Origin of the sequence: Delftia lacustris (assembly GCF_040267515.1) — a bacterium.
Taxonomy (GTDB): Bacteria; Pseudomonadota; Gammaproteobacteria; order Burkholderiales; family Burkholderiaceae_C; genus Comamonas; species Comamonas tsuruhatensis.
In genome coordinates this window covers 1,426,027-1,451,802 of record NZ_CP141274.1, presented here as the reverse complement: position 1 = coordinate 1,451,802, position 25,776 = coordinate 1,426,027, and the positions used below count along the sequence as shown (strand labels likewise).

The following is a 25,776-nucleotide window of genomic DNA, read 5'->3' as shown; positions in this document are numbered from 1 at the left end:
TCCGTCCGATACTGCGGCTGTCTCAAGCCCAATGGCCCAGGCGGGGCAGGCCACAAGGCGCGCGTACAGGGCCGGCAACTGGTGGCCTCCAATGAGAAATGCCAGTCGCGGAGACTGGCATTCCATCAGGCCCGACCGCCCCCGCTGCCGGGGGCTTGCCGCATCCGTGCTCAGCGCCGTACCCGGCCTCGCTGCGTTCCCAGGCCCGCCAGCATGACGGCCAGGCCCATCAGCACCAGGGCAGGCACCCCGGTGGCGGGGACCGGCTCCGGCGCCAACGCGGCAGCAACCACCAACTCCTGGTCACGCGAATTGTTGGCCGGCTCCGGGTCCGTGGTTCCACTGACCGCCGTCACGGTGGCTGTGAGGCTGCCCTGCGTGGTGGGCGTGAAGCTCACCGTGCAGGCAATGCTTGCGCCAGAGGCCAGCGGCGTGCCTGTCGGCACCGCAGGCGTGCATGAGGTGCTGGCATCTGCCGGCAGCCCTGCGATGGAACAATTGGCAAAGGCCGCCGCATTGGGGCCGGCATTCGTGCAGACGAAAGAGCCCTTCACGGGAACACCCACGTTGGCGGTGGCCGGCAGCGTGACGCTGGTGGCCTGCATGTCGGCCCGCTCCACGGGGTTGAAGGGGTGGGCCTTGGTGTTGTTGGCCGGCACCGGATCCACCGTGCTACTGCTCGCCGTCACCAAGGCCGCGATGGTGCCCGTTGTGGTGGGCGTGAACTGCACCGTACAGGCAATGCTGCCGCCCGATGCCAATGGCGAGGCCGTGGGAACGCTGGGTATGCAGGACGTGGTCGCCCCGGCGGGCAGGCCGGAGATCACGCACGAGGCCGCCGTGGCCTCACTGGGGCCGGCATTGGTGCAGCTGAAGCTGCCGGACACCGGCGCGCCCACCGTCATGGTCAGGGGAAGCGTGATGGAGGTGGCCTGCATGTCGGCCGTTGGCTCAACCGCCAGCACAACCAGTGTGGCCGGCTGGTTCAGGCCGATCAGGGAGAGGTTGGAAGGACCGTTGGTGAAGCTGCCTGTCGCGGTCGGACGCACGTCGAGGCTCACCTCGCAAAAGGTGGCGCCCTGGGCCAGGTCTCCGTTGGACACAGTCACGGTACTGCCACCTGCTGCTGCCTGCACGTTCGTGCCGGGGCAGGTGGTGCTGGCATTGCCCTCGACAACCAGTCCTGCAGGCAGGTTGTCGGTAAACGACCAGCCTTGCTTGCGCAGCAGATCGGTCGTATTGGTGATGGTCATGGTCAACCGGGAGACCTGCCCGAGTTGGATGCTGGCAGGCGAGAAGGCCTTGTCCAGCTGCGGCGTCACGTCGATGATCTGCGCGTTGTCGATCGACGAATCGTTGCCCATGAAACTGGTCTGGTCGTTGTGCAGAACAAACCCGACAGAAGCCCCGCTGAAGAGCAGGGCTCCGGGAGAGGTCACTGTCTGGGCCACAGCGGTCTGGGGGCCGGAAACACCGATAGGTGTTGTATTGAATGACTGTCCACCCACGCATGGATTGATCGCGGTCGTGGAGATGGGCAGTTCCGTACCAGCGTCATTGATCAGAGAAAAACGCAGCAGCGGGGCTGTAAATCCCGACGAGCAGAAGGTCGCCACCACATCGGTACGGGCCGTGAGAAATCTGCTGCTGGCACTTTGTGCAATATTGGTGGCGGTGCGAAAGGCAATTGCGCCAGCAGGAAATGTCCCATTCGCTGTAAGCATTGCCATGACGTGATTGTTGCGTGCAGCCGCCGCACTCTGGCCCTGATAGCGCCCGACGACCTCGGCCATCTGCTGCAGGCTGTTCCAATTGCCCTGGACAGCGCACGCCGCAATCATGGCCGCCGAATTCGGATCCTGGCTGAAGGACGTGACTATGCCATTGCACTGGTTGGCGCTCATCCGGTACAGGGGGTCGGCGGTGTACGTCTGCCCCGCAGGGTCCGCGCCCTTGTAGGCCAGCAGATCCCGCCCCTCCGTGGCGATGGGGGGTGTCTGCGGGTTTTCGAAATCCTCGCTCCAGACGATGACCGGCGCGACCGGGATCCTCGGTGCAGCCATTGCCACCTGGCCGCACAGGGCTGGCACAAGCAAGGCGCCTCCAAGCCCTCCCCATCGCAATCGGACGCCGGCAGCAGTCCGCAGCCTCAGCCGGCAAGTCTTCGCAATCAGTTCCAGTGTTCTCATGACAGTGCTTCCTCCCAAGCGTTTGATTTCGGAGGTCCGCCGTACTGTCAGGATCTGTGCTTCATACCGCACATGTCAGCATCTTGGGACCTCCATGATCCCAAGCGCCAACTTTATAGAAAATAACTATCGATAATTGTGATCAATTGTTTTCCAGGTCACATTCAGGCATGCGTTTACCTTTCGGGCCTGAACTCAAGAATGTCTGCGCTGCGATTGGCCAGCCACTGGGGTGCCAGTGACCCGGCCAACATCCCCGTCACAGCCGCCAGCAGTCCCGCCAATTGCTGCGGAAATGCCTCGTGCAAAGCCGGCGTGGCCATGAAGACCACCCACACGCCAATGCCCAGTGCCACGGCGCAAATGGCGCCCTGCGTGGTGGCGCGCTTCCAGTACAACCCGAAGACCAGCGGTACGAAGGCACCGACCAGCGGCACCTGGTAGGCGCTGGAGACCAACTCATAGATGGGCGTTCCTTCCATCTTGATCGAGTAGGCCAGCACGCAGATGCTGAAGACGAGCACGCTGATGCGCATGGCCAGCAGCATTTCCCGGTCGCTGGCCTGGGTGCGGAACTGGCGCCAGATGTTCTCGGTGAAAGTCACGCTGGGTGCCAGCAACGTGGCCGAGGCACAGGACTTGATGGCCGACAGCAGCGCGCCAAAGAACAGCACCTGCATGACGAAGGGCATCTTGTCCATGACCAGGGTGGGCAACACCTTCTGCGGGTCCTGCCCGAGCAGTTCCGCCGCCTCCTGCGGCATGATGATCAGCGCGCTGGTCACCAGGAACATGGGCACGAAGGCAAAGAAGATATAGGCCGTGCCGCCGATGACGGTACCGCGCGTGGCGGCCTTTTCGCTGTTGGCTGACATCACGCGCTGGAACACGTCCTGCTGAGGGATGGAGCCCAGCATCATGGTGATGGCCGCGCCAAAGAAGAAGAGGATGTCATGCCAGCTGGGTTCGGGCCAGAACTGGAACAGGTCGCGGCTCACGGCCAGGTCGATGACCTTGTCGGCACCACCGGCCATGTCGCCCGCAAACCAGGCCAGTACCACGAGTCCGACCACGAGGATGATCATCTGCAGGAAATCGGTCACGGCCACCGACCACATGCCGCCGAACAGCGTGTAGGCCAGGATGGACACCACGCCGATGGCCATGCCCACGGGAATGCTGACCGTACCGCCCGACAGCAGGTTGAAAACCAGGCCCAGCGCCGTGACCTGGGCCGAGACCCAGCCCAGGTAGCTGAGCATGATGATCAGCGAGCAGACGATCTCGATGGAGCGCCCATAGCGGTGGCGGTAGTAGTCGCTGATGGTCAGCAGCGTCATGCGGTACAGCTTGCCCGCGAAGAACAGGCCCACCAGGATCAGGCACATGCCCGCGCCGAACGGGTCCTCGACCACGCCGCGCAGGCCGCCCTCGATGAACTTGGCGGGCACGCCCAGCACGATCTCCGAGCCGAACCACGTGGCAAACGTGGTGGTGATGATCATGTACATGGGCAGATGGCGCCCGGCAATTGCAAAGTCGGCCGTGTTCTTGACCCGCCTGGCCGCCCACAGGCCAATGGCTATGGTCACGAACAGGTAGGCGATCACCATTGAGAGCAGCACGCTGGCACTCCTGATTCAAAGTGGGAAAAGTCAGAGGGCTTGAAACCCGTCGGTGTTCTCAGTACCAGCGCAGGCGCACCACCAGTTGCAGCAGGATCAGCGCGATCACAAAGCCTATGCCCGCGCTGACGATGGCCTGAAGCAGGCGGTTGGTGAGCTTTTGCTGCTGCAGCAGTTCCTTGAGCAGTTCGTCGTGCTCGCCGGAGTTGCGCGTGAGCCGGCGATGGATCAGGCGCGGCAGCTCGGGAATGAGCTTGGCGTAGCGCGGCGCCTCGGCCTGCAGCTCGCGCCACAGCCGCTGCGGGCCCATCTGGTCCAGCATCCATTTTTCGAGGAAGGGCTTGGCGGTGCTCCACAGGTCCAGATTGGGGTCCAGCTGGCGGCCCAGGCCTTCGATGTTGAGCAGCGTCTTTTGCAGCAGCACCAGCTGCGGCTGGATCTCGACATGGAAGCGGCGCGAGGTCTGGAACAGGCGCATCAGCACCATGCCCAGCGAGATCTCTGCCAACGGACGGTCGAAATACGGCTCGCACACCGCGCGGATGGCGGCTTCCAGCTCGTCCACGCGCGTGCTCGGCGGCACCCAGCCGCTTTCGATGTGCAGCTCGGCAACGCGCTTGTAGTCGCGGCGGAAGAACGCCGTGAAGTTCTGCGCCAGGTATTCCTTGTCGTACTCGGTCAGCGTGCCGACGATGCCGAAGTCCAGCGAGATATAGCGCCCGAAGGTCTCGGGCTCCAGGCTGACCATGATGTTGCCCGGGTGCATGTCGGCGTGAAAGAAACCGTCGCGGAACACCTGGGTGAAGAAGATGGTCACGCCGTCGCGTGCGAGCTTGGGGATGTCGACCCCGGCCTCGCGCAGGCGCTCGACCTGGCTGATGGGCACGCCCTTCATGCGCTGCATGACCATCACGTCGTTGCGGCAGAAATCCCAGTACACCTCGGGGATCAGCACCAGGTCCAGCCCTTCCATGTTGCGGCGCAGCTGCGCGGCGTTGGAGGCTTCGCGGATCAGGTCCAGCTCGTCGTGCAGGTAGTTGTCGAATTCGGCCACGACCTGGCGGGGCTTGAGGCGCTTGCCGTCGGCCGACAGGCGCTCGACCCAGCGCGCCATCATGTGCATGAGCGCCAGGTCCTTGTCGATCACGGCCTTCATGCCCGGGCGCAGCACCTTGACGGCCACATCGCGCTGCACGCCGTTGCGGTCGCTGATCACGGCAAAGTGCACCTGCGCGATGGAGGCACTGGCCACCGGCTCGCGCTCGAAGCTCACGAAGATCTGGTCCAGCTTCTTGCGGAAGGCACGCTCTATGGTGTCCACCGCAATCTGCGAATCGAAGGGCGGCACGCGGTCCTGCAACCGGGCCAGCTCCTCGGCCACGTCGGGCGGCATCAGGTCGCTGCGCGTGGACAGCACCTGACCGAACTTCACGAAGATGGGGCCCAGCTCCTCCAGCGCCTCGCGCAGGCGCTGGCCGCGCGGCTTGTCCAGCCGGCGGCCCAGGGTGAGCACCGCGCGTGCGCGGCGCATCCAGGGATGCTCGAAGCTCGACAGCACCAGCTCGTCGAGTCCGTAGCGGAACACCACCCAGAGGATGGTCAGCCCGCGAAGAAACCGGCTCATGGCTTGTCGTTCTCGAAACCGGGCAGGGACACCACGGGGGAACCAACGGGCGCGCTGGCGGGCGCTGCCGAACGTGCGGCTTCAGGGGCGGGGGCATCGGCATCGGGCTTGCCGGCCATGCGGGCGCCCACGAACTGGCGCAGTGCCTGGGCAGCGCTGCGGGCCACCTTGGCCACGGTGTGCGCGGGCGCATCGCCGATGATGCGGGCGAGGTCTTCCTCCACATCCCATTCGACGTGGTCCACCAGCCAGTTGATGTCGGCGGCCAGTTGCACGTCGCCTTCGATGCGGATGGAGGGCTTGTCGCCGCGCAGGGCCACCTGGGCCAGGGCCAGTGCGGAGGTCTCGGTCACTTCGAGCAGCAGATCGGGCTGCGCGTCTTCAGGCGCCACGTTGAACAGGCCGGCCGGCGTGATCTGCAGGGCCATGGAGTAGCCGCGCCACTGCACGCGCGCCACGCGGCCCTTTTGCCGCACCAGGCGCTCGGTGGCCTCCTTTTCCTGCATCAGCACATGGTTGAGGAACAGCACGATGCGCTGATGCACCTCGCTGACCAGCCATTGCGGCGGTTGCGGGCCGGCCATCACGCGTTCCATGAGGCCGTTCAGGAAAGAAAAAGGGGACTGTGTTGCCATAGTCCCCGATTATTCCCGAAGTGAGAGGAATTACTGCAATGCCTGGACTCCGGCGACCAGCCATCCGCTGCTGCCGCTCTTGGGCTTGGTCATGTTCCAGACTTCGCGGAAGGGCGTGGGACCTGCCGAGGCGTCCTCGCGGATCATGCCCGAGAATTCCACGCTGGCCATGTAGTCATTGCCCAGGTCCTCGATGCCCAGCAGTTGGGCGTCGATCATGACCACGTCGGTCTGGTTGGGCTGGCCGGGACGCTGGGCCTCGCGTTCGCTGAGCTGGCCACGGATCTCGGTCAGCATCTCGTCGGTCATCATGGCGCGCAGCGACGCGATGTCGGAGCGGTCCCAGGCCGATTGCAGCGTGACGAAGTTGCGCTTGGCAGCGGTGAGGAAGCCCTCGGTATCGAAGCCTTCAGGCACACCCCAGTTCTGCGAGCCTGCCAGGGCCGAGCCGATCTGCACGCCGGAGCCCGAGCCTGCAGCCAGGGCGGCCGGCTGATGGTTCTGCTCCCAGGGGCGGGCCGATGCGTCGTTGCCGACCTTCTCGGGGTTGTACTGGCGTGCCAGCGGTGCACTGTCCACGTTGCCACCGATATTGCCGGCACCGGCAGGCGCTGCGTTCTGGAAGGCAAAGGGGCTGGACGATGCCTGCTGCGCGCCAGCCGCTGCACGGCGCGAACGCATGACCATGCCCACCACCACCATGATGACCAGGGCCAGCAGGCCGATCAGCAGGAACTGGCCGAAAGCGGCGCCCAGGCCCAGCGAGCTCGCCAGCCAGGCCAGGCCCAGGCCAGCGGCCAGGCCGCCAAGCATGGCGCCCCAGGGCTTCTTGGCGGGAGCGGCTGCCGGTGCAGTGGCCGGCTTGCCTGCAGCGTTCTGTGTGGCGGCGTTCTGCGGCGGCGTGTTCTGTGTCGGCGCGCGCGCGGCTTCACGCTGCGTCACGTTGCTCGACTGCTTGCCCACCGACCCGCCACCGCCCATGCGCTTGGCGTCGGCCGTGCCGTGGACCACCACCAGCATCGCGACCAAGACCATAGACCATAGCTTTTTCATGTCATCTCCTCGAATAATCGTGTTGCCGTCACCTCACCGAGCACCTCACGCGCTCAGCACTTGATTCCCACATGCAGCGCGGCAATGCCGCCCGTCATGTTGTGATAGTCCACATGGCCGAAGCCGCATTCCTGCATCAGGCGCTTGAGATCCTCCTGGCCGGGGTGCATGCGGATGGACTCGGCCAGATAGCGGTAGCTGGCGTCATCGCCCGCCACGAGCTTGCCCATGGCCGGAAGAATCTTGAAGGAGTACCAGTCGTAGGCTTTCTCCAGGGGCTTGGCCACCTTGGAGAATTCCAGCACCAGCAGCTTGCCGCCGGGGCGCAGGACGCGGTTCATTTCCTTGAGCGCCACATCCTTGTGCGTCATGTTGCGCAGGCCGAAGGCCACGCTGACCAGATCGAAATGGTTGTCCGGAAACGGCAGGGCCTCGGCATCGCAGACCATGGTGGGCAGGATCACGCCCTTGTTGATCAGCCGGTCCCGGCCCACACGCAGCATGGCTTCGTTGATGTCGGTATGCACCACCTGGCCGGTGGAGCCGACCTTCTTGGCGAAGGCCAGGGCCAGGTCGCCCGTGCCGCCCGCGATGTCCAGCGCCTTGTCGCCTTCCTTGAGGTTGGCCACCATCACCGTATAGGCCTTCCAGGCACGGTGCAGACCACCCGACATCAGGTCGTTCATGACGTCGTAGCGCGAAGCGACCGAGTCGAACACGCCGCGCACGCGGCTGGCCTTCTCGCGCTCGTCCACCGACTGGAATCCGAAATGTGTGGTGCTCATAACAACGATGCTAAGCAAGCAGTAGTAATGCGTACAGCGACAACCCCGTGTGGCCACGGGCTTTGCCGGGCAAGGGTTATCAAGAACAAACAGCCTGAAACGCCTTCAAACAAAGACTTTCAAGCTATTTTTAATATAGCACCACCCCCAATAACCCTGTGCTGTGCAAAGGTCCTGAATGTGGCGCTGCGGGAACGGCGCGGCAGACGCCGCGCCCCGGCCCCTGCGTGCGTACTGCGTCAGTGGCTGCCGCAGCCGTGCCCGCCGCCGCCGGCCTTGCCGGGCATGGGGGTGTCGCGGTCCATGCCGGATTCCTGCAGGCGGTCCAGGTACTGGGTCCAGAACTCGTCCTGGCGGCGGCCCAGTTCGTAGAGGTATTCCCAGGTGTACAGGCCGCTTTCATGCCCGTCGCTGAAGAAGGGCTTGATGGCGTAGTTGCCCACGGGCTCGATGGCCGTGATGGCCACGTCGCGCTTGCCGGTCTGCAGCACTTCCTGGCCCGGGCCATGGCCTTGCACCTCGGCCGAGGGGGAGTACACGCGCAGCAGCTCGAAGGGAATGCGAAAGCTTGCGCCATCGGAATAGGCCACTTCCAACACGCGCGATGCGCCGTGCACGGTCAGGGCTTCGGGAGTTGGGGTGTCAGGGGTCAGGCCGGCCATGCGGTGCTCCTCATTCAGTGGCGGGGTGCTGCTGCCAGGCATCGAGTGCCTGCGACAGCGCCGTGTCAATGGCTGGCAAGCGCGCAGCCACCTCGGCCTCGCGCTCGCCATTGCGCGGGCGCTGGGCAGCAGCCCAGACCGAGCCCGGGAAATGGCTGTCCCATTCGAAGCGCGCAACCACATGCCAGTGCAGGTGCGGCACCATGTTGCCCAGCGCCGCCAGGTTGATCTTGGCCGGCGCAAGGCGCTCACGCAAGACGCGCTCGACCACGACCACGGCATCCATGCAGTGCTGGCGGTCGGCGGCATCCAGGTCGGAGAACTCGGCCACATGCGCATTCCAGACCACGCGGTAGAAGGCCGGGAAGCCCTCTTCCTGGGCGCGGATCACTCGCAGGCGCCGGCCGCGCCAGACGGGCAGGCCGCCTTCTGTGGCGCACAGGGGGCAGGAAGCGGAAGCAGCCATCAGACCAGAACCCGTTCGATGCCGCCGGCGTTGGCGCGCTGAACATATTCGGCCATCCAGTTCTCGCCCAGGATCTGGCGCGCCATCTCGACCACGATGTAGTCGGCCTCCAGCAGGCCGTTGTTCATGTCGCCGCCGTAGCGCGACAGGCCCTGCAGGCAGCTGGGGCAGCTGGTGAGGATCTTCACGTTGTCCTTCTCGGCCAGGGCGCCGCTGGCGCGCAGCGCGGCCTCGCCCTTCTTGAGTTCCTCTTCCTTGCGGAAGCGGATCTGCGTGGAGATGTCGGGGCGCGTGACGCCCAGCGTGCCCGATTCGCCGCAGCAGCGCTCGCTCTTGATCACGCCGTCGCCGACCAGGGCCTTGACGGTCTTCATGGGGTCCTGCAGCTTCATGGGCGAGTGGCAGGGGTCGTGGTAGAGGTAGCCCTCCTTGCCCTGCAGCGTCACGCCCTTTTCCAGCAGGTACTCGTGGATGTCGATGATGCGGCTGCCCGGGAAAATCTTGCCGAACTCGTAGCCCTGCAATTGGTCGTAGCAGGTGCCGCAGCTGACCACCACGGTCTTGATGTCCAGGTAGTTGAGCGTGGTGGCGACGCGGTGGAAGAGCACGCGGTTGTCCGTGATCATCTTCTCGGCCTTGTCGAACTGGCCGCTGCCGCGCTGGGGATATCCGCAGCACAGGTAGCCCGGTGGCAGCACGGTCTGCACGCCGGCATGCCAGAGCATGGCCTGCGTGGCCAGGCCCACCTGGCTGAACAGGCGCTCGGAGCCGCAGCCGGGGAAGTAGAACACCGCCTCGGTGTCCGCGTTCGTGGTCTGCGGGCTGCGGATGATGGGCACGTAGTCCTTGTCCTCGATGTCCAGCAGGGCACGCGCCGTCTTGTTGGGCAGGCCGCCCGGCAGCTTCTTGTTGACGAAGTGGATCACCTGCTCCTTGAGCGGCGCGCGCCCCACCGAGGCAGGCGGATGCTGGGTCTGCTTCCTGGCCAGGCTGTGGAGCACGTCGGAGGCCAGGCGCTGGGCCTTGAAGCCCACGCCGACCATGGCCGAGCGCATGAACTTGATGGTGTCCGGGTTGGTGGCGTTGAGCATGGCCATGGCCAGCTTGTTGCCGGGCCGGAAGCTCTTCTTGTCCATCTTGCGCAGCAGATTGCGCATGTTCATGGTCACGTCGCCGAAGTCGATCTTCACCGGGCAGGGGTTGAAGCACTTGTGGCAGACCGTGCAGTGGTCCGACACGTCCTCGAACTCCTGCCAGTGGCGCAGCGACACGCCGCGGCGCGTCTGCTCCTCGTAGAGGAAGGCCTCGACCAGCAGCGAGGTCGCCAGGATCTTGTTGCGCGGGCTGTACAGCAGGTTGGCGCGCGGCACGTGGGTGGCGCACACGGGCTTGCACTTGCCGCAGCGCAGGCAGTCCTTGACCGAGTCGGCAATGGCACCGATGTCGCTTTGCTGCATGATCAGCGACTCGTGCCCCATCAGGCCGAAGCTGGGCGTGTAGGCGTTGGTCAGGTCGGCGAACATCAGCGATTCGCGCGGCGAGCGGCCGTCATGGCTCTGGCCCACCACGGCCTGCAGCTTCTCGTTGCGGATCAGCTTGCCCTTGTTGAAGCGGCCTTCGGGGTCCACGCGCTGCTTGTAGGCGGCAAAGGGCGCCAGTTCGTCGTCGCTGAGGAATTCCAGCTTGGTGATGCCGATGCCGTGCTCGCCCGAGATCACCCCGTCCAGATGGCGGGCCAGCACCATGATGCGCGCCACGGCCTCGTGGGCGGTCTGCAGCATCTCGTAGTCGTCGCTGTTGACCGGAATGTTGGTGTGCACGTTGCCGTCGCCGGCGTGCATGTGCAGCGCCACCCAGACACGGCCCTTGAGCACGCGCTGGTGAATGGCATTGACTTCGGCCAGCAGCGGCTGGAAGGCCGCGCCCGCGAAGATCTGGGCCATGGGCGCCTTCAGCTGGGTCTTCCAGCTCGCGCGCAGCGTGTGATCCTGCAGTTGCTGGAAGAGGTTTTCCACGTTGTCCAGCCAGCCCTGCCACAGCGTGCGCACATCGGCCACCAGGGCCAGGGCCTGCTGCACGCGGTCCTCCAGCAGTTCGGCCGAAGGGATGTCGCCCGCATCGTCCTGCTTGCCCAGGGGCAGGTCGCCGTGCTGGAAGAAGTCCGTCAACGCGTCGCACAGCTTGAGCTTGTTGCGCAGCGACAGTTCGATGTTGATGCGCTCGATGCCGTCCGTGTACTCCCACATGCGGGGCAGCGGGATCACCACGTCTTCGTTGATCTTGAAGGCGTTGGTGTGGCGCGAGATGGCGGCCGTGCGCTTGCGGTCCAGCCAGAATTTCTTGCGCGCCTCGGCGCTGACGGCGGTGAAGCCTTCACCGTTGCGCGAGTTGGCGATGCGCACCACCTCGGCGGCCACGCGGGCCACATCGTCGGCGTTGTCGCCGGCAATGTCGCCCAGCAGCACCATCTTGGGCAGATGGCCGTTGCCCTTCTTGCTCTTGGTGGCGTAGCCCACGGCCTTCAGGTAGCGGTCGTCCAGATGCTCCAGGCCGGCCAGCAGAACGCCCGAGCGCTTTTGCTCGGCGAACATGAAGTCCTTGATCTCGACGATGCTGGGCACGGCGTCCTTGGCGTTGCCGAAGAACTCCATGCAGACCGTGCGCGTGTGCTCGGGCATGCGGTGCACCACCCAGCGCGCGCTGGTGATCAGGCCGTCGCAGCCTTCCTTCTGGATGCCGGGCAGGCCCGACAGGAACTTGTCGGTCACGTCCTTGCCCAGGCCTTCCTTGCGGAATTTCTGGCCGGGAATGTCCAGCCGCTCGCTGCGGATGGGGGTCTTGCCGTCGGCCTCGAAGTACTGCAGCTCGAAGCTGGCCATCTCGGCGTCATGGATCTTGCCGAGGTTGTGGCCCACGCGCGTGACTTCCAGCCACTGCGCATCGGGCGTGACCATGCGCCAGGACACCAGGTTGTCCAGCGCCGTGCCCCAGAGCACGGCCTTCTTGCCGCCCGCATTCATGGCGACGTTGCCGCCGATGCACGAGGCCTCGGCCGATGTGGGGTCCACGGCGAAGACGAAGCCCGCGCGCTCGGCCGCATCGGCCACGCGCTGCGTGACCACTCCGGCCTCGGTGAAGATGGTGGGCACCTCGTGGTCCACGCCGGGGATGCGGCGCATCTCCACCTCCGTCATGGCCTCGAGCTTTTCGGTGTTGATCACCACGCTGCGCCAGGTCAGCGGGATCGCGCCGCCCGTGTAGCCCGTGCCGCCGCCGCGCGGAATGATGGTCAGGCGCAGCTCGATGCAGGCACGCACCAGGGCGGCCATCTCGGCTTCGGTATCGGGGGTGAGCACGACGAAGGGGTACTCGACGCGCCAGTCGGTGGCATCCGTCACATGGGCCACGCGCGACAGGCCGTCGAACTTGATGTTGTCCTTGGCCGTGTGGCGGCCCAGGCTCTTTTGCACCCGGCGGCGCAGTTGCTCGGCCTCGACGAAGGTGGCGTTGAACTCATGCACGGCGCGGCGCGCCGCATCCACCAGCTGGCCCACCAGCGCATCGCGCACGGGGTCCTGCTGCGGAGCACGGCGCTTGTCGATCTCGCCCAGGCGGTGCTCCAGTGCTTCCACCAGCGCCTTGCGGCGATCGGGGCTGTGCAGCAGGTCGTCCTGCAGGTAGGGATTGCGCTGGACGACCCAGATGTCCCCCAGCACCTCGTAGAGCATGCGGGCGGAGCGGCCCGTGCGCCGCTCCTGGCGCAGCTGGTTGAGCACATCCCACATGGAAGTACCCAGCAGGCGGATCACGATCTCGCGATCGGAAAACGAGGTGTAGTTGTAGGGAATCTCTCGCAGACGTGCAGGTTCGGCTGCCTGTGCCTGCAGGGCCGCCAACGCAATCGGTACATTCATGGGGGTAGACCGTGTCTGGCGCTCTAGGGGCGCCGCTAAGCCAAGTGGGAGCGCAATTTTAAGCGAGCCCCTCGAAGGCCCGCTTCCTACGGGGCTCTGGGCTGCTCGCCGTCTTGCCCTGAGACGCCAGCCCTCGCCAACACCACGGGGCAGACACGCCCCGGCGAACAGGCCTTATACAGAAAGAGCACAAACGAGCCAATACGAACAACCCGTGCTTTTGAAACGAAATGGTATTGACCTAAAATAGCGCCGCTTCGCGTGTCATTTTTTGTCACACGACTGACATACGGGACCAGCGGCTCACCGGGTTTGGCCTGTAGTGCGGTAAGAAGCATCCGAAAACAATGACACAGACATGTCATGCCCCTGCCTTACCGTGGCAGCGGTCTGAAACCGTCACCGAACTAGAGGAGTCCTCATGCAACTGAAGCAACTGGCCATGGCGGCCGCGATCGCGGCCACCACCATCTCGGCACAAGCCCAAACCGAAATCCAGTGGTGGCACTCGATGAGCGCGGCCCTGGGCGACTGGGTGAACGACCTGGCCAAGGAGTACAACGCCAGCCAGACCCAGTACAAGATCGTGCCGACCTACAAGGGCCAGTATGACGAGTCCATGACAGCTGCCATCGCCGCGTTCCGCGCCGGCAATGCACCTGACATCCTGCAGGTCTTCGAAGTGGGCACGGCCACCATGATGGCCTCCAAGGGTGCCGTGGTTCCGGTCACCAAGGTCATGAACGACGGCGGCTTCAAGTTCGACCAGGGCGAGTACATCTCCGCCGTGGCCGGCTACTACACCGCCCCCAACGGCCAGATGATGAGCTACCCGCTCAACAGCTCGACCACCATCTTCTACTACAACAAGGACGCCTTCAAGAAGGCTGGCCTGGACGAGAACAAGCCGCCCAAGACCTGGCCCGAAGTGTTCGCCGCCGCTGAAAAGCTCAAGGCCTCGGGCCACCGCTGCGCACTGACCACGAGCTGGATGAGCTGGACCCAGCTGGAGAGCTTCTCGCTGTGGCACAACACCCTGTACGCGACCAAGAACAACGGCTTTGACGGCACCGATGCCAAGCTGGTGTTCAACTCGCCGCTGCACGTCAAGCACTTCGAGAACCTGGCCAAGGCCGCCAAGGACGGCAGCTTCGTCTACAAGGGCCGCGGCAACGTGCCCGACGCCGCCTTCGCTTCCGGCGAGTGCGCGATGATCACGGGCTCCTCCGGCCTGTACGCCCGCGTGGTCAAGGAAGGCAAGTTCGCCTTCGGCCAGTCGCAGCTGCCCTACTACGCCGATGTGAAGGGCGCCCCCCAGAACACGGCCATCGGCGGTGCTTCCCTGTGGGTGATGGCTGGCAAGAGCGCCGAACGCTACAAGGGCGTGGCTGACTTCTTCAACTTCCTGAACAACACCAAGATCCAGGCCGCCAGCCACCAGCGCACCGGCTACCTGCCCGTGACCACCGCTGCGTACAAGCTGACCGAGGCTTCGGGCTTCTACGAAAAGCATCCCGGCACCGACACCGCCGTGACGCAGATGATCCGCAAGACCACCGACAAGTCGCGCGGCATCCGCCTGGGCAACTTCGTTCAGATCCGCACCATCATCGATGAGGAAACCGAACAGATCTGGACCGGCAAGAAGACTCCCCAGCAGGCACTGGACACCGCTGTCACCCGTGGCAACGAGCAACTGGGCCGCTTCGCCCGGGCCAACAAGTAATCCTCCCATGTGATCTGCGGCGTGGCCGCTGCGCAGGCAGCCCGCACCGTGCATCACAGGCCCGCAACCGGCGGCCCCACGGCCATCCGGTTTGCGGGCTGTTTTGTTCTACCGAGTTCCGTCATGGAAAAACGCGTTCTTTTTCGATCCGCCTGGCTGCCGTGGCTGCTGATAGCACCACAGATGGTCATCGTGCTGGTCTTCTTTTTCTGGCCCGCAGGCCAGGCCATCGTGCAGTCTTTCCAGGCGCAGGATACGTTTGGCTTTTCCTCCGAATGGGTGGGCTTCGCCAACTTCCAGCATCTGCTGGATGACCCTGCCTACCTGGCCTCGTTCAAGACCACGGCCATCTTTTCCCTGCTGGTGGCGGTGTTCGGCATCGCGCTGTCGCTGATGCTGGCCATTTTTGCGGACCGCGTGATCAAGGGTGCGCTCGCCTACAAGACCGCCTTGCTGCTGCCCTATGCGGTGGCGCCCGCCGTGGCAGGCGTGCTGTGGGTGTTCATGTTCTCGCCGTCCATCGGCGTCGTGGCCTATGCGCTGCGCATGATCGGCTATGACTGGAACCACCTGCTGAACTCCGGCAACGCCATGACGCTGATCGTCATCGCCGCGATCTGGAAGCAGATCTCCTACAACTTCCTGTTCTTCCTTGCGGGCCTGCAGTCCATCCCCAAGTCGCTGATCGAGGCCGCCGCCATCGACGGCGCGGGCCCCATGCGCCGCTTCTGGGACATCCAGTTCCCGCTGCTGTCGCCCACCACGTTCTTCCTGCTGGTGATGAACGTGGTCTATGCCTTCTTCGACACCTTCGGCATCGTGGACGCCACGACCCAGGGCGGTCCGGGCCAGGACACCTCCATCCTGGTCTACAAGGTCTATCACGATGGCTTCAAGGCCATGGACATGAGCGGCTCGGCTGCCCAATCCGTCGTGCTGATGGTGATCGTGGTTGCACTCACCGTGATCCAGTTCCGCTATGTTGAGAAGAAAGTGCAGTACTGATCATGGTTGAACGCAGTCCTCTTCTGACCTTTTTCTCGCACCTGATCATGGTGCTGGGCGTGTTGATCGTCGGCTTTCCGCTGTACCTGGCCTTCGTGGCCTCCACGCACACGCCGCAGGACATCATCCAGGTGCCCATGCCCCTAGTGCCCGGCAGCAACTTCTGGGAAACCTACAAGGCCGCGCTGTTCGGCGGCTCGGGCCCTGGCTCCAGCGCGCCCGTGGCACGCATGATGTGGATCAGCTTCGTCTCGGCCATGGTGATCACCGTGGGCAAGATCGCGATCTCGCTGCTGTCGGCCTTCGCACTGGTGTACTTCCGCTTCCCGTTCAAGAAGATCTGCTTCTGGCTGATCTTCGTGACCCTGATGCTGCCCGTGGAAGTGCGCATCGGCCCCACCTACGAAGTCGTCTCCACGCTGGGCATGCTCAACAGCTACGCCGGCCTGACGATTCCGCTGATCGCCTCGGCCACGGCCACCTTCCTGTTCCGCCAGTTCTTCCTGACGGTGCCGGACGAGCTGGTGGAGGCCGCCCGCATCGATGGCGCCGGCCCCATGCGCTTCTTCAAGGATGTGCTGGTGCCGCTGTCCAAGACCTCGATCGCGGCGCTGTTCGTGATCCAGTTCATCTACGGCTGGAACCAGTACCTGTGGCCGCTGCTCGTGACCACCTCGGAAGACATGTACCCCGTGGTCATCGGCATCAAGCGCATGGTGGCCAGCGGCGATACCGGCAACGACTGGAACGTGGTGATGGCGACGGCCCTGCTGGCCATGCTGCCGCCCGCTGCCGTGGTGATCCTGATGCAGCGCTGGTTCGTCAAGGGCCTGGTGGACACCGAAAAGTAAGCCGTCCACCGCCCCCACCCACCGTATAGAACCCCGCAGAGCAAGCGCCAGCGCCCTTCGCTCTGCGACTCAACCAGAATCTTCGTATGGCATCCATTTCCTTTCGCAACCTGATCAAGCGCTACGGCCACGGCCCGTCGGCCAACCAGGTACTGCACGGCGTCAACGCCGAAATCCAGGACGGCGAGTTCGTCGTCATCGTCGGCCCTTCGGGCTGCGGCAAGTCCACCCTGCTGCGCATGGTAGCGGGCCTGGAAGAGATCTCCGACGGCCAGCTGCTGATCGGCGACAAGGTCGTCAACGACGTGGAACCGGCCAAGCGCGACATCGCCATGGTGTTCCAGAACTATGCGCTGTACCCGCATATGTCGAACTACGAGAACATGGCCTACGGCCTGAAGATCGCCAAGGTGCCGCCCGAGGAGATCAAGCGCCGCGTGGACAAGGCCGCCAAGATCCTGGAGCTGTCGCACCTGCTGGACCGCAAGCCGCGCCAGCTGTCGGGCGGCCAGCGCCAGCGCGTGGCCATGGGCCGTGCCATCGTGCGCCAGCCCAAGGTCTTCCTGTTCGACGAGCCGCTGTCCAACCTGGACGCCAAGCTGCGCGGCCAGACCCGCATCGAGATCCAGAAGCTGCACGCCGAGCTGGGCATCACCAGCCTGTTCGTGACCCACGACCAGGTCGAGGCCATGACCCTGGCCCAGCGCATGATCGTCATGAACGGCGGCGTGATGGAGCAGTTCGGCACGCCCGAAGAGGTCTACCACACGCCCGCCTCCACCTTCGTGGCCAGCTTCATCGGCTCGCCCCCGATGAACCTGCTCAAGAACGCGCCCGGCGGCACGGCCGGCCGCATCCTGGGCATCCGCCCCGAGCACCTGGTCGTCGTCAACGAAGGCGGCTGGGAAATCAAGGTGGACACCGTGGAAATGCTGGGCGCCGAGCGCCTGGTCTATGGTTCGCTCAATGGCGAGACGATGACGGTACGCATCGACGAAGGCGCGCCCTTCCCCAAGTCCGGCGAGACCATGCGCGTGCGTCCTTCCGAAGAGCGTCGCCTGCACTGGTTCGACGCAGAAAGCGGCAAGCGGATCTGATCCCCTGAAGGCCGGCTCTCCGACCTTTTCCAAGAGAGCCCCAGAGGCTCTCTTTTTCCATCCAAGCTCCCTTCTTTTGACGGACTCGCCATGACCGAGAACCTGAAATCCTGGCCCTACCCCCTGTGGGTGGCCCACCGTGGCGCCGGCAAGCTGGCGCCCGAAAACACCATGGCCGCTTTCCGCCTGGGCGCCGCGCACGGCTATCGCATGTTCGAGTGCGATGCCAAGCTGTCTGCCGACGGCGTGCTGTTCCTGATGCACGACGCCACGCTGGAGCGCACCACCAACGGCCACGGCACGGGTGGCGACCTGTCCATGGGCGAGATCGCCCAGCTCGACGCCGGCAGCTGGCACTCGCGCGCATATGCGGGCGAGGCCCTGCCCACGCTGGAAGCCCTGGCGCGCTGGTGCCTGGCCAACCACTTTTTCCTGAACGTGGAGATCAAGCCCACGCCGGGCCAGGAAGAGGCCACGGGCCGCGCCACGGGCGAGCTGATGAACCGCATCTGGCCCCAGGACCGGGTCCCGCCGCTGTTCACCTCGTTCAAGACCGATGCCCTCAAGGGCGCACGCGACACGGCGCCCCACATTCCGCGCGGCCTGCTGGTGGACAGGCTGGCAGACGCCACGGGCGACGCCGACCTGCGCACCGCGCTGGAATTGGGCTGCGCAGCCATGGTGCTCAACCACGCGCTGTGGGATGCAGCCCTGGTCGCCAAGTTGCATGGCGCGGGCCTGCGCTGCAGCAGCTACACGGTCAACGACGAATGGGCCGCACAGCGCCTGATCGACCTGGGCACGGACGGCGTCATCACCGACCGTGTCGATATGTTCAGTCCCGCATCGCGCTGAGACGGCTGCCGGCTGGCGGGGCAGGACCTTTGGAAACAACCGCTGCAGCGGCCCGCCGCACAATGTGCGTCCATGACACCGCCCTGCAGCCCTCTTCCGCAGCGCCCCACGTGGGCACAGGCCCTTCGCCCATGCCTGGCCATCTGGCTGATGGCTCTGGCGATGCTGCTCCTGTCTGCACCCGGCCCGGCCCTGGCCCAGGACGGCGCCACAGCCGCGGGCGCGACCGCAGAAGACGGCCGGCCCGCCCTGCCCAGCGTAGACGATCTGCGCAAGCAGCTGGACGCCATTCCCCGCAAGCTGGCCGAGGACGATGACGGCCGCAAGCTGCTGGACGAGGCTGCAGCCATTGGCACGGCAGCCGACCAGGTGGCGGCCCGCCGCACCGAGGAACTGGCCGATATCGATTCGCGCCTGGCCGGCCTGGGACCGGCACCCGAAAAAGGCGCCCCCGCCGATGCGCCCGATGTGGCCGAGCAGCGCGCCAGCCTGGCCAAGCAACGCAGTGCCGTGGATTCCGAACTCAAACTCGCGCGGCTGGTGTCGGTCGATGCCGACCAGCGCGGCAACGAGCTGATACGCCAGCGCCGCGAGCAATTCCAGGCCGCGCTGACGGCCCGCACCGATTCACCGCTGGGCCGCCCCTTCTGGCGCAATCTGAGCACCGCCGCGCCCCTGGACGCGGCGCGCCTGCAGGGGCTGGGGCGCGAGCTGCGCCAATCGGTGAGCTCCACCTTGGCCTCCGATCGCCGGGGCGGCTTTATCGCCAGCCTGGCCGCTGCCTTGCTGATCGCCCTGCTCGGCCCCTGGCTGGCCGAGCGCCTGCTGGTGCGCGCCGCGCCCGCACGCCTGCCCAGCGGCCGCCTGCGCCGCTCGCTGCGCGCGGCAGCCACGGTGGTGATCAACACGCTGCTGATCGGCCTGGCGGCGCAGTTGGCCTGGAGCGTGCTCAAGGCCAGCGATGGCTTCGGCGAATCGCTGGACGCGCTGGCCAAGGCCAGCGTGCAGGTCACGCTGTTCGGCGCCTTCGTGGTGTCGCTGGGCCAGACCCTGCTGTCGCGCAAGCGCAGCTCATGGCGCCTGCCCGGCGTGTCGGACGAGCTGGCCGAGCGACTCAGCCCCTACCCCTGGTGGATTGCGGCAGGTGCCGCGATCAACGGCCTGGTGACCGAGGTCAACGCCATCATCGGCGCCAGCCTGGCCGCCGAGGTCACGGTGCACGCCCTGTCGGCCCTGCTGATTTCGGCCGTGGTCATGCTGGCCCTGCGGCATCTGCGCGCGCCGGCGCCAGTGGCGCAGGAAGACGGCGCCCAGGCGGAGCCCGCGCCGCCCCGGCCCTTGTGGGTGGGACTGCTCGTGGCCTGCGCGGCGGTGGCCAGCATTGCCACCATTGCACTGGCCGTGACCGGCTATGTGGCGCTGGCCGGCACGCTGGCACGCCAGATGGTGTGGACCGGCGTGGTCTTTGCCACCACCTACCTGCTGTTCCAGCTCGGCGACGATCTGTGCGAGGCCCTTCTGTCGTCCAAGGGCAGCTTCGGCACCCGGCTGAACCAGGGCCTGGGCATTGAGGGCCGGCTGCTGGACCAGGCCTCGGTCCTGGTCTCGGGCCTGCTGCGCGTGGCCCTGCTGTTCTACATGGTGATCGCCCTGCTGGCCCCGCTGGGCACGGGGCCCGACGAGGTGTTCCGCCGTGGCAGCACGGTCAATCACAGCCTCAAGGTGGGCGACTTCACCATGGCGCCCCAGGCCCTGTTCACCGCGTTTGCGGTGATCGTCACGGGCCTGATCGTGATCCGCGTGATCAAGCGCTGGCTGACGGACCGCTACTTCCCCAACACCTCGCTGGAGCCTGGCATGCGCAGCTCCATCACCACGCTGCTGGGCTATGTGGGCGGCATCTTCGTGGTGGCCGTGGCGCTGGCGGGGCTGGGCATCAGCGTGGAGCGCATTGCCTGGGTGGCCAGCGCGCTGTCGGTGGGCATTGGCTTTGGCCTGCAGGCCATCGTGCAGAACTTCATCTCGGGCCTGATCCTGCTGGCCGAGCGGCCCGTGAAAGTGGGCGACTGGGTGGTGCTGGGCGATACCGAGGGCGACGTGCGCCGCGTCAACGTGCGCGCGACCGAGATCCAGCTGGGCGACCGCTCCACCGTCATCGTGCCCAACTCGGAATTCATCACCAAGACCGTGCGCAACATGACGCTGGCCGGCGCGCCCGGGCGGGTGCTGCTGCGCCTTCCCGCACCGCTGGACACCGATGCCGAGCGCATGCGCACCCTGATCCTGGAAGCCTTTCGCGCGCATGAAGGCATCCTGGACACGCCCGAGCCTTTGGTGCAGCTCGAAGGCATCGCCAACGGCACGCTGACCTTCCTGGCCATCGGCTACGTCGGCAATCCGCGCAATGCGGGTGGCGTGCGCAGCGATGTGCTGTTCAGCATCCTGGCCTCGCTCAAGGGCGCAGGCCTGTACCTGTCGCCACCGGCCACCACCTCGGTGGCGGCACCCGTGGTGACAGGTACGCCGGGCACGCCGACCGTGCCCGGTGATCCGGCCAGCCCGGGCTAGCCGCGCCTTGCCATTTCCGATCGCACATGCGCCGCGACCACGGCCATCAGCTCACGCAGATGGCCGCGCAGCGGCTCGAATCCCGCATTGGGCTCGCGCGTGTCCTCGTCCATGTAGACCGGGCGGCGGATCTCGATCTGCAGGCTGTGCCGGCCCAGGTGCGGCTGGCCTATGCGCCCGATCAGCTCCACGCCCTTGTAGGGCTCGTTGTAGGCCACGCTGTAGCCAAAGCCCGCCAGCGTCTCGCCCACCAGCTGGATGAACTCGGGCGCGCAGGTCGTGCCGTCGCGGTCGCCCAGCACGAAGTCGGCCAGCGGCGGCGCGTCGGTACGGCCCAGGCGCTTGTAGACATCGTTGGGCATGGAGTGCAGGTTCAGGTGCCAGACGCCGCCAAAGCGCTGCACGCTGCCATCGATGGCCTGCGCCAGCGCCGCATGGTAGGGGCGCCAGTAGCGCGCGATGCGGTGCTCCACCTCGGCCACCGTGCGCGGACGGTCATACAGCGGCGTTGCCACGCCGTCGCGGCTGATGCGCTGCCAGATCAGGCCCAGGCCCTGGCGCGTCTTGACGCTGGGCGCCAGGGGCACGGGCCACTGGCCGTCGATCTGGGCCGGGTCCAGGTCGGCCTCGCTGCGGTTGGGGTCGATGTAGGTGCGCGGAAAGGTGGCCTCGATCAGCGTCGCGCCATGCGCGGGCCACCGGTCCCAGAGCGCGGCCACATGCGTGTCCTCGCCACGGCGCAGCAGGGACATGGGCACGGCATGGCCGAAATCCTCGGGATAGGAGGTGCCGCTGTGCGGCGAGTCGCAGACGATGGGCAGCACCTCGCCGGTGGCGGGATGCACCACGACCGGGGTGTCCGGCCGGGGGCGCAGGAAATCCGACTGTGCCATGCGGTCCATCAGTCGAGCTTGATGTTGGCGCGCTTGGCCACGGCCGTGTAGCGCTCGATGGCGGCCTTGATCTGCTTGGCGAATTCCTCGGGCGTGTTGCCCATGGATTCGCCCGAGATGGATTTTTGCTTTTCCAGGTAGTCAGGCATGGCCATGGCCTTGTGCGCGGCGGCATTGAGCTTGTCGATGATGGGGCGCGGCGTGCCGGCCGGCGCAACCAGGCCGAACCAGCCGCCATCGCCCATCTGCGCAAAGCCCAGCTCGGTGTACGTGGGCACGTCGGGCAGCACATCGGCGCGCTTGAAGGCCAGCACCGCCAGAGGTCGCAGCTTGCCGTCCTTGATGTGAGGCAGCGTGGAGGGCAGGTTGTCCGTCATGGCATTGACCTGGCCGCCCAGCGCATCGGTGATGGCCTGGCCCGCGCCCTTGTAGGGGATGTGCAGCAGGTCGATGCCCGCCAGGTTCATGAAGTTCTCGATATTGGCGTGGCCCAGCGAACCCGTGCCCGGCGATGCAAAGCTGTACTTGCCCGGGTTGGCCTTGGCCAGGGCGATGAACTCCTTCATGGTCTTGGCGGGCACGCTGGCGTTGACCACGAATACGCTGGGCACCGACATCACATTGGTGATGGGCGCGAAGTCCTTGATCGGGTCATAGGGCAGCTTGCGGAAGATCGCCGGGTTGGAGCCGTGCGTGCTCACGGTGGCCATGCCGATGGTGTAGCCGTCCGGCGCGGCACGCGCGATTTCGGAAGCGCCGATGGAGCCGCCGGCCCCGCCGCGGTTGTCCACCACCACGGACTTGCCGAGGATCACGCTCATCTTCTCGGCCAGCAGGCGCGCCACCATGTCGGTGGAGCCACCGGCTCCGAACGGCACGACCAGGCGGATCGGACGGCTGGGATAGTCGGCCGCCGGGCCCTGGGCCCAGGCGGCGGGAGCCAGAAGAGCGGTGGCGGCGCAGGCGGCCAGGCTGGACAACAGGGTGCGGCGCATTGCCATGGGATGTTTCCTATCTTGGTTGGGGGTGGCGGCAAAGCACGGGCTCTGCGGGACAGGCGCTGATTCTGGACAGCCGCCGCATCCGCGAAAAGCGACAAGACGGCAAGCAACCATGACCAACCGTCATAATTGCGCCCGTCATGCGCATGCACTCCCCCTCGCTTTCCGAGCTGCACGCCTTTGCGGCGGCGGCGCGCCTGGGCAGCTACTCGCTGGCAGCCAAGGAGCTGTATGTCACCCAGGGCGGCATCAGCCGCGCCATCGCCCGGCTGGAAGAGCACCTGGGCTTTGCCCTCTTCGAGCGCCAGGGCCGGCGCAGCGTGCTGACCGAAGCCGGCCGCGAATACCTGCAGGCCGTGGAGCCCGCCGTACACGCCATCGAATCGGCATCCGCGGCCGCACGCAGGCGCCACTTCGGCCCGCAACTGCGCCTGTCGGTGGTGCCCACGCTGTTCAGCCATTGGCTGATTCCACGCCTGCCGCGATTCAATGCCCTGCATCCGGGCATCGCCCTGTCGTTCGCGCCCTACCGGCGCGATGACCCGCTGTCGGCCGCCGAGATAGACGGCTGGCTGCGCGTGGGCAGCGAGCCCTGGCCGGCCCATGTGGTGGCCGACTATGTGGTGGGCCGCGATCTGGTGCCCATCTGCCATCCGAGAGAACTGCAGGGCCCGCGGCCCATCCGCAGCCCCCGGGACGTGCTAGCACGCCCGCTGCTGTTCCACACCAACTATCCGGGCAACTGGGCCCGCTGGATGTCCCATCTGAACCTGCCCGGACCCTGCCCCGCACCGGCAGCCGATTTCGAGCTGGTGGCCCTGCTGGTACAGGCCGTGGCCGCCGGCATGGGCGTGGCCCTGGTGCAGCGCTGCCTGGTCGAGGAAGACCTGGCCGCCGGCCGCGTGGCCCTTGCCTTGCCTGCGCCCGTCCACATCGAACGCGGCTACTTTCTGTGCCGTCCCGCCACGCGGGCACCTTCCGAAGCCTTTGCGCAGTTCCGCGAATGGCTGCTGGAGCAGGCCGCGCCGGGCGCCGTGCCTCCAGCCGCAGTCTCAGGCCCCTGATCGCCAGGAGAAACGCCCTCTTCCGTTGATCTGCATCAATCTTTGCTGTCAGCCATCAGCGCCAGCCGCGTGAAAACACCCACTGGCAAAGCGCCATCACCACGACCAGCGCAGCATAGGTGGCCATCTTTGCATCGCGCCCGAACCACCACAGCCCCGCCAGCAGCACCAGTGCACCAACAATTAAATTGATAGCAACCTGTGACCACCAGGCCATGGATTGCTGCGATTTCCCATAGATCAAAAGCGCGCACAACATCAGGGCCGGCGACAGGAAAAGTGCAGGCGCCAGGAAGTTCAGCCAATGATTCGTACTCGCAATCCATCCCATGTGCGGGCTCCGATTCCAGGGTGTTGTGTTCAGGGATGCCTGAAACTGCGCGAAATTTTATAATCCCGGGTTATGGCAGTCTGGGCACTCGGCATCAACCACCACACGGCTCCGCTTGATATGCGGGGACGTTTCGCGTTCGCGCTCGACCAGATCGTGCCCACGCTGCAGGGTCTGCGCGAATCGCTGACCGGCCCGGGCCGCCAGCACAGCGCCGTCGAGACCGCCATTCTCTCCACCTGCAACCGTACCGAGATCTACTGTGCGGCCGAAATGCCGGCCATGGACCATACGCTGCACTGGCTGGCCAACAGCGGCGGCATCTCGTCCGAACTGCTGCGCTCGCACTCCTATCTGCTGGAAGACGGCCATGTGGCGCGCCATGCCTTCCGCGTGGCCAGCGGGCTCGATTCCATGGTGCTGGGCGAGGCCCAGATCCTGGGGCAGATGAAGAATGCCGTGCGCGCCGCAGAGAACGCAGGCGCCCTGGGCAGCACGCTGAACCAGCTGTTCCAGCGCAGCTTTGCGGTGGCCAAGGAAGTGCGCAGCTCCACCGAAATCGGTGCCCACAGCATCAGCATGGCCGCTGCCGCCGTGCGGCTGGCAGGCCAGCTGTTCGAAGACCTCTCCCAGATCCGCGTGCTGTTCGTGGGCGCGGGCGAGATGATCGAGCTGGTCTCCACCCACTTCGCGGCCCGCCACCCCAAGCAGATCATGATCGCCAACCGCACGCTGGAGCGCGGCGAAAAGCTGGCCGCCCAGTTCGGCGCCGGCACCATGCGGCTGGCCGACCTGCCCGAGCATCTGCATGAATACGATGCCGTGATCAGTTGCACGGCCTCCAGCCTGCCTATCATCGGCCTGGGCGCCGTGGAAAGTGCGCTCAAGAAGCGCAAGCACCGCCCCATGTTCATGGTCGATCTGGCCGTGCCGCGCGATATCGAATCCGAGGTCAAGGACCTGCGCGACGTCTACCTCTACACCGTGGACGATCTGGCCACCGTGGTGCGCACGGGCCAGGCCCAGCGCCAGGCGGCGGTCGAGCAGGCCGAAGTCATCATCGACCACGGCGTGCAAAGTTTCATGCACTGGCTGGACCAGCGCCGCCCGCAGGCCGGCGTCGTCCCGCTGATCCGCCAGCTCAACACCCAGACCGACGAATGGCGTGCGCTGGAGATTGCACGGGCCAAGAAGCTGCTGGCCAAGGGCGAGGACATAGACACCGTGCTGGAGGCCCTGTCGCGCGGCCTCACGCAGAAAATGCTGCACGGCACCCTGGCCGAGCTGCACAAGGGTGACGCCGACCAGCGCACCCAGACCATGGACACGGTCTCGCGCCTGTTCCTGCGCTCCGCGCCAGGCGGTCCGCGCGGCACGACTCCCGACAAGGCGCTCTAGCGGCGCTCGCCCCCTTCAGAGAGCCGCGCGCCCG

At 65.8% G+C, this 25,776-nt stretch carries 20 protein-coding genes; 8 read left to right on the top strand and 12 right to left on the bottom strand.

From position 1 onward, the window contains the following. Nucleotides 1-170: 170 nt before the first annotated feature. From U6958_RS08035 to U6958_RS07995, 9 genes are all read right to left on the bottom strand, one after another. Nucleotides 171-2,189, bottom strand: coding sequence for a hypothetical protein (locus U6958_RS08035; RefSeq protein ID WP_074921110.1), 2,019 nt, complete (start codon nt 2,187-2,189; stop codon nt 171-173). A 176-nt stretch (nt 2,190-2,365) separates the two neighbouring features. Next, nucleotides 2,366-3,814, bottom strand: coding sequence for a sodium:solute symporter family protein (locus U6958_RS08030; protein ID WP_016445675.1), 1,449 nt, complete (start codon nt 3,812-3,814; stop codon nt 2,366-2,368). Between the two features lie 58 nt (nt 3,815-3,872). Next, a complete protein-coding gene (gene ubiB, locus U6958_RS08025; RefSeq protein WP_016445674.1) occupies nt 3,873-5,438 on the bottom strand; it encodes a ubiquinone biosynthesis regulatory protein kinase UbiB in 1,566 nt (521 codons plus the stop codon). Next, nucleotides 5,435-6,073 (bottom strand): SCP2 domain-containing protein, encoded by a 639-nt coding sequence (locus tag U6958_RS08020; protein WP_026062830.1) that lies wholly within the window; start codon nt 6,071-6,073, stop codon nt 5,435-5,437. Before U6958_RS08020 ends, ubiB begins: the two co-directional genes overlap by 4 nt. A gap of 30 nt (nt 6,074-6,103) precedes the next feature. Further along, a complete protein-coding gene (locus U6958_RS08015; RefSeq protein ID WP_016445672.1) occupies nt 6,104-7,126 on the bottom strand; it encodes a Tim44 domain-containing protein in 1,023 nt (340 codons plus the stop codon). A gap of 53 nt (nt 7,127-7,179) precedes the next feature. After that, a complete protein-coding gene (gene ubiE, locus U6958_RS08010; protein WP_046987495.1) occupies nt 7,180-7,911 on the bottom strand; it encodes a bifunctional demethylmenaquinone methyltransferase/2-methoxy-6-polyprenyl-1,4-benzoquinol methylase UbiE in 732 nt (243 codons plus the stop codon). Between the two features lie 239 nt (nt 7,912-8,150). Next, nucleotides 8,151-8,573 (bottom strand): gamma-butyrobetaine hydroxylase-like domain-containing protein, encoded by a 423-nt coding sequence (locus U6958_RS08005; protein ID WP_016445670.1) that lies wholly within the window; start codon nt 8,571-8,573, stop codon nt 8,151-8,153. A 10-nt stretch (nt 8,574-8,583) separates the two neighbouring features. Further along, nucleotides 8,584-9,039 carry an HIT family protein gene (locus U6958_RS08000; RefSeq protein WP_017407144.1) on the bottom strand — a complete coding sequence of 152 codons (456 nt, stop codon included), beginning with the start codon at nt 9,037-9,039 and terminating at the stop codon, nt 8,584-8,586. Further along, nucleotides 9,039-12,953, bottom strand: a complete 3,915-nt coding sequence (locus U6958_RS07995; protein ID WP_016445668.1) for a DUF3683 domain-containing protein — start codon at nt 12,951-12,953, stop codon at nt 9,039-9,041. Before U6958_RS07995 ends, U6958_RS08000 begins: the two co-directional genes overlap by 1 nt. A gap of 421 nt (nt 12,954-13,374) precedes the next feature. Between U6958_RS07995 and ugpB the strand changes: the two genes are divergently transcribed. The 6 genes from ugpB to U6958_RS07965 all read left to right on the top strand — a co-directional run bounded on the left by ugpB (nt 13,375) and on the right by U6958_RS07965 (nt 21,055). Then, nucleotides 13,375-14,679, top strand: coding sequence for a sn-glycerol-3-phosphate ABC transporter substrate-binding protein UgpB (gene ugpB, locus U6958_RS07990; protein WP_012207263.1), 1,305 nt, complete (start codon nt 13,375-13,377; stop codon nt 14,677-14,679). Nucleotides 14,680-14,802: 123 nt separating this feature from the next. Further along, on the top strand, nt 14,803-15,684 hold the full coding sequence (gene ugpA, locus U6958_RS07985; protein WP_074921111.1) for a sn-glycerol-3-phosphate ABC transporter permease UgpA: 882 nt from the start codon (nt 14,803-14,805) through the stop codon (nt 15,682-15,684). 2 nt (nt 15,685-15,686) lie between these two features. Then, nucleotides 15,687-16,535 (top strand): sn-glycerol-3-phosphate ABC transporter permease UgpE, encoded by an 849-nt coding sequence (gene ugpE / locus U6958_RS07980; protein WP_016445666.1) that lies wholly within the window; start codon nt 15,687-15,689, stop codon nt 16,533-16,535. A gap of 86 nt (nt 16,536-16,621) precedes the next feature. Next, nucleotides 16,622-17,632: a sn-glycerol-3-phosphate ABC transporter ATP-binding protein UgpC gene (ugpC, locus tag U6958_RS07975; RefSeq protein WP_016445665.1), complete on the top strand. Its 1,011-nt coding sequence runs from the start codon at nt 16,622-16,624 to the stop codon at nt 17,630-17,632. Between the two features lie 90 nt (nt 17,633-17,722). Further along, a complete protein-coding gene (gene ugpQ / locus U6958_RS07970; protein WP_074921112.1) occupies nt 17,723-18,487 on the top strand; it encodes a glycerophosphodiester phosphodiesterase in 765 nt (254 codons plus the stop codon). 150 nt (nt 18,488-18,637) lie between these two features. Continuing rightward, a complete protein-coding gene (locus U6958_RS07965; RefSeq protein ID WP_074921113.1) occupies nt 18,638-21,055 on the top strand; it encodes a DUF3772 domain-containing protein in 2,418 nt (805 codons plus the stop codon). Here U6958_RS07965 and U6958_RS07960 read toward each other — a convergent pair. Continuing rightward, nucleotides 21,052-21,957, bottom strand: a complete 906-nt coding sequence (locus U6958_RS07960; RefSeq protein WP_074921114.1) for an N-formylglutamate amidohydrolase — start codon at nt 21,955-21,957, stop codon at nt 21,052-21,054. The two genes, U6958_RS07965 and U6958_RS07960, sit on opposite strands and share 4 nt — an antisense overlap. Continuing rightward, nucleotides 21,957-22,949 (bottom strand): tripartite tricarboxylate transporter substrate binding protein BugE, encoded by a 993-nt coding sequence (locus U6958_RS07955; RefSeq protein ID WP_016445661.1) that lies wholly within the window; start codon nt 22,947-22,949, stop codon nt 21,957-21,959. Before U6958_RS07955 ends, U6958_RS07960 begins: the two co-directional genes overlap by 1 nt. Before the next feature lie 140 nt (nt 22,950-23,089). On the opposite strand from U6958_RS07955, the gene U6958_RS07950 reads away from it, so the two are divergent. Further along, the gene (locus tag U6958_RS07950; protein ID WP_074921115.1) at nt 23,090-24,013 is read left to right on the top strand and encodes a LysR substrate-binding domain-containing protein; all 924 of its coding nucleotides are present in this window, start codon (nt 23,090-23,092) and stop codon (nt 24,011-24,013) included. Between the two features lie 55 nt (nt 24,014-24,068). On the opposite strand, the gene U6958_RS07945 is transcribed toward U6958_RS07950, so the two are convergent. Further along, the gene (locus U6958_RS07945; RefSeq protein WP_034364044.1) at nt 24,069-24,344 is read right to left on the bottom strand and encodes a hypothetical protein; all 276 of its coding nucleotides are present in this window, start codon (nt 24,342-24,344) and stop codon (nt 24,069-24,071) included. 72 nt (nt 24,345-24,416) lie between these two features. On the opposite strand from U6958_RS07945, the gene hemA reads away from it, so the two are divergent. Then, on the top strand, nt 24,417-25,742 hold the full coding sequence (hemA, locus tag U6958_RS07940) for a glutamyl-tRNA reductase (RefSeq protein ID WP_017405531.1): 1,326 nt from the start codon (nt 24,417-24,419) through the stop codon (nt 25,740-25,742). The last annotated feature ends 34 nt before the right edge of the window (nt 25,743-25,776 follow it).

Excerpts from the sequence above, each read along its gene's own strand:
- U6958_RS08035 (WP_074921110.1), bottom strand. The coding sequence starts at position 2,189 with ATGAGAACACTGGAACTGATTGCGAAGACTTGCCGGCTGAGGCTGCGG.
- ubiB (WP_016445674.1), bottom strand. The coding sequence starts at position 5,438 with ATGAGCCGGTTTCTTCGCGGGCTGACCATCCTCTGGGTGGTGTTCCGC.
- U6958_RS08020 (WP_026062830.1), bottom strand. The coding sequence starts at position 6,073 with ATGGCAACACAGTCCCCTTTTTCTTTCCTGAACGGCCTCATGGAACGC.
- U6958_RS08015 (WP_016445672.1), bottom strand. The coding sequence starts at position 7,126 with ATGAAAAAGCTATGGTCTATGGTCTTGGTCGCGATGCTGGTGGTGGTC.
- ubiE (WP_046987495.1), bottom strand. The coding sequence starts at position 7,911 with ATGAGCACCACACATTTCGGATTCCAGTCGGTGGACGAGCGCGAGAAG.
- U6958_RS08005 (WP_016445670.1), bottom strand. The coding sequence starts at position 8,573 with ATGGCCGGCCTGACCCCTGACACCCCAACTCCCGAAGCCCTGACCGTG.
- U6958_RS08000 (WP_017407144.1), bottom strand. The coding sequence starts at position 9,039 with ATGGCTGCTTCCGCTTCCTGCCCCCTGTGCGCCACAGAAGGCGGCCTG.
- U6958_RS07995 (WP_016445668.1), bottom strand. The coding sequence starts at position 12,953 with ATGAATGTACCGATTGCGTTGGCGGCCCTGCAGGCACAGGCAGCCGAA.
- ugpB (WP_012207263.1), top strand. The coding sequence starts at position 13,375 with ATGCAACTGAAGCAACTGGCCATGGCGGCCGCGATCGCGGCCACCACC.
- ugpA (WP_074921111.1), top strand. The coding sequence starts at position 14,803 with ATGGAAAAACGCGTTCTTTTTCGATCCGCCTGGCTGCCGTGGCTGCTG.
- ugpE (WP_016445666.1), top strand. The coding sequence starts at position 15,687 with ATGGTTGAACGCAGTCCTCTTCTGACCTTTTTCTCGCACCTGATCATG.
- ugpC (WP_016445665.1), top strand. The coding sequence starts at position 16,622 with ATGGCATCCATTTCCTTTCGCAACCTGATCAAGCGCTACGGCCACGGC.
- ugpQ (WP_074921112.1), top strand. The coding sequence starts at position 17,723 with ATGACCGAGAACCTGAAATCCTGGCCCTACCCCCTGTGGGTGGCCCAC.
- U6958_RS07965 (WP_074921113.1), top strand. The coding sequence starts at position 18,638 with ATGGCTCTGGCGATGCTGCTCCTGTCTGCACCCGGCCCGGCCCTGGCC.
- U6958_RS07960 (WP_074921114.1), bottom strand. The coding sequence starts at position 21,957 with ATGGACCGCATGGCACAGTCGGATTTCCTGCGCCCCCGGCCGGACACC.
- U6958_RS07955 (WP_016445661.1), bottom strand. The coding sequence starts at position 22,949 with ATGGCAATGCGCCGCACCCTGTTGTCCAGCCTGGCCGCCTGCGCCGCC.
- U6958_RS07950 (WP_074921115.1), top strand. The coding sequence starts at position 23,090 with ATGCGCATGCACTCCCCCTCGCTTTCCGAGCTGCACGCCTTTGCGGCG.
- U6958_RS07945 (WP_034364044.1), bottom strand. The coding sequence starts at position 24,344 with ATGGGATGGATTGCGAGTACGAATCATTGGCTGAACTTCCTGGCGCCT.
- hemA (WP_017405531.1), top strand. The coding sequence starts at position 24,417 with ATGGCAGTCTGGGCACTCGGCATCAACCACCACACGGCTCCGCTTGAT.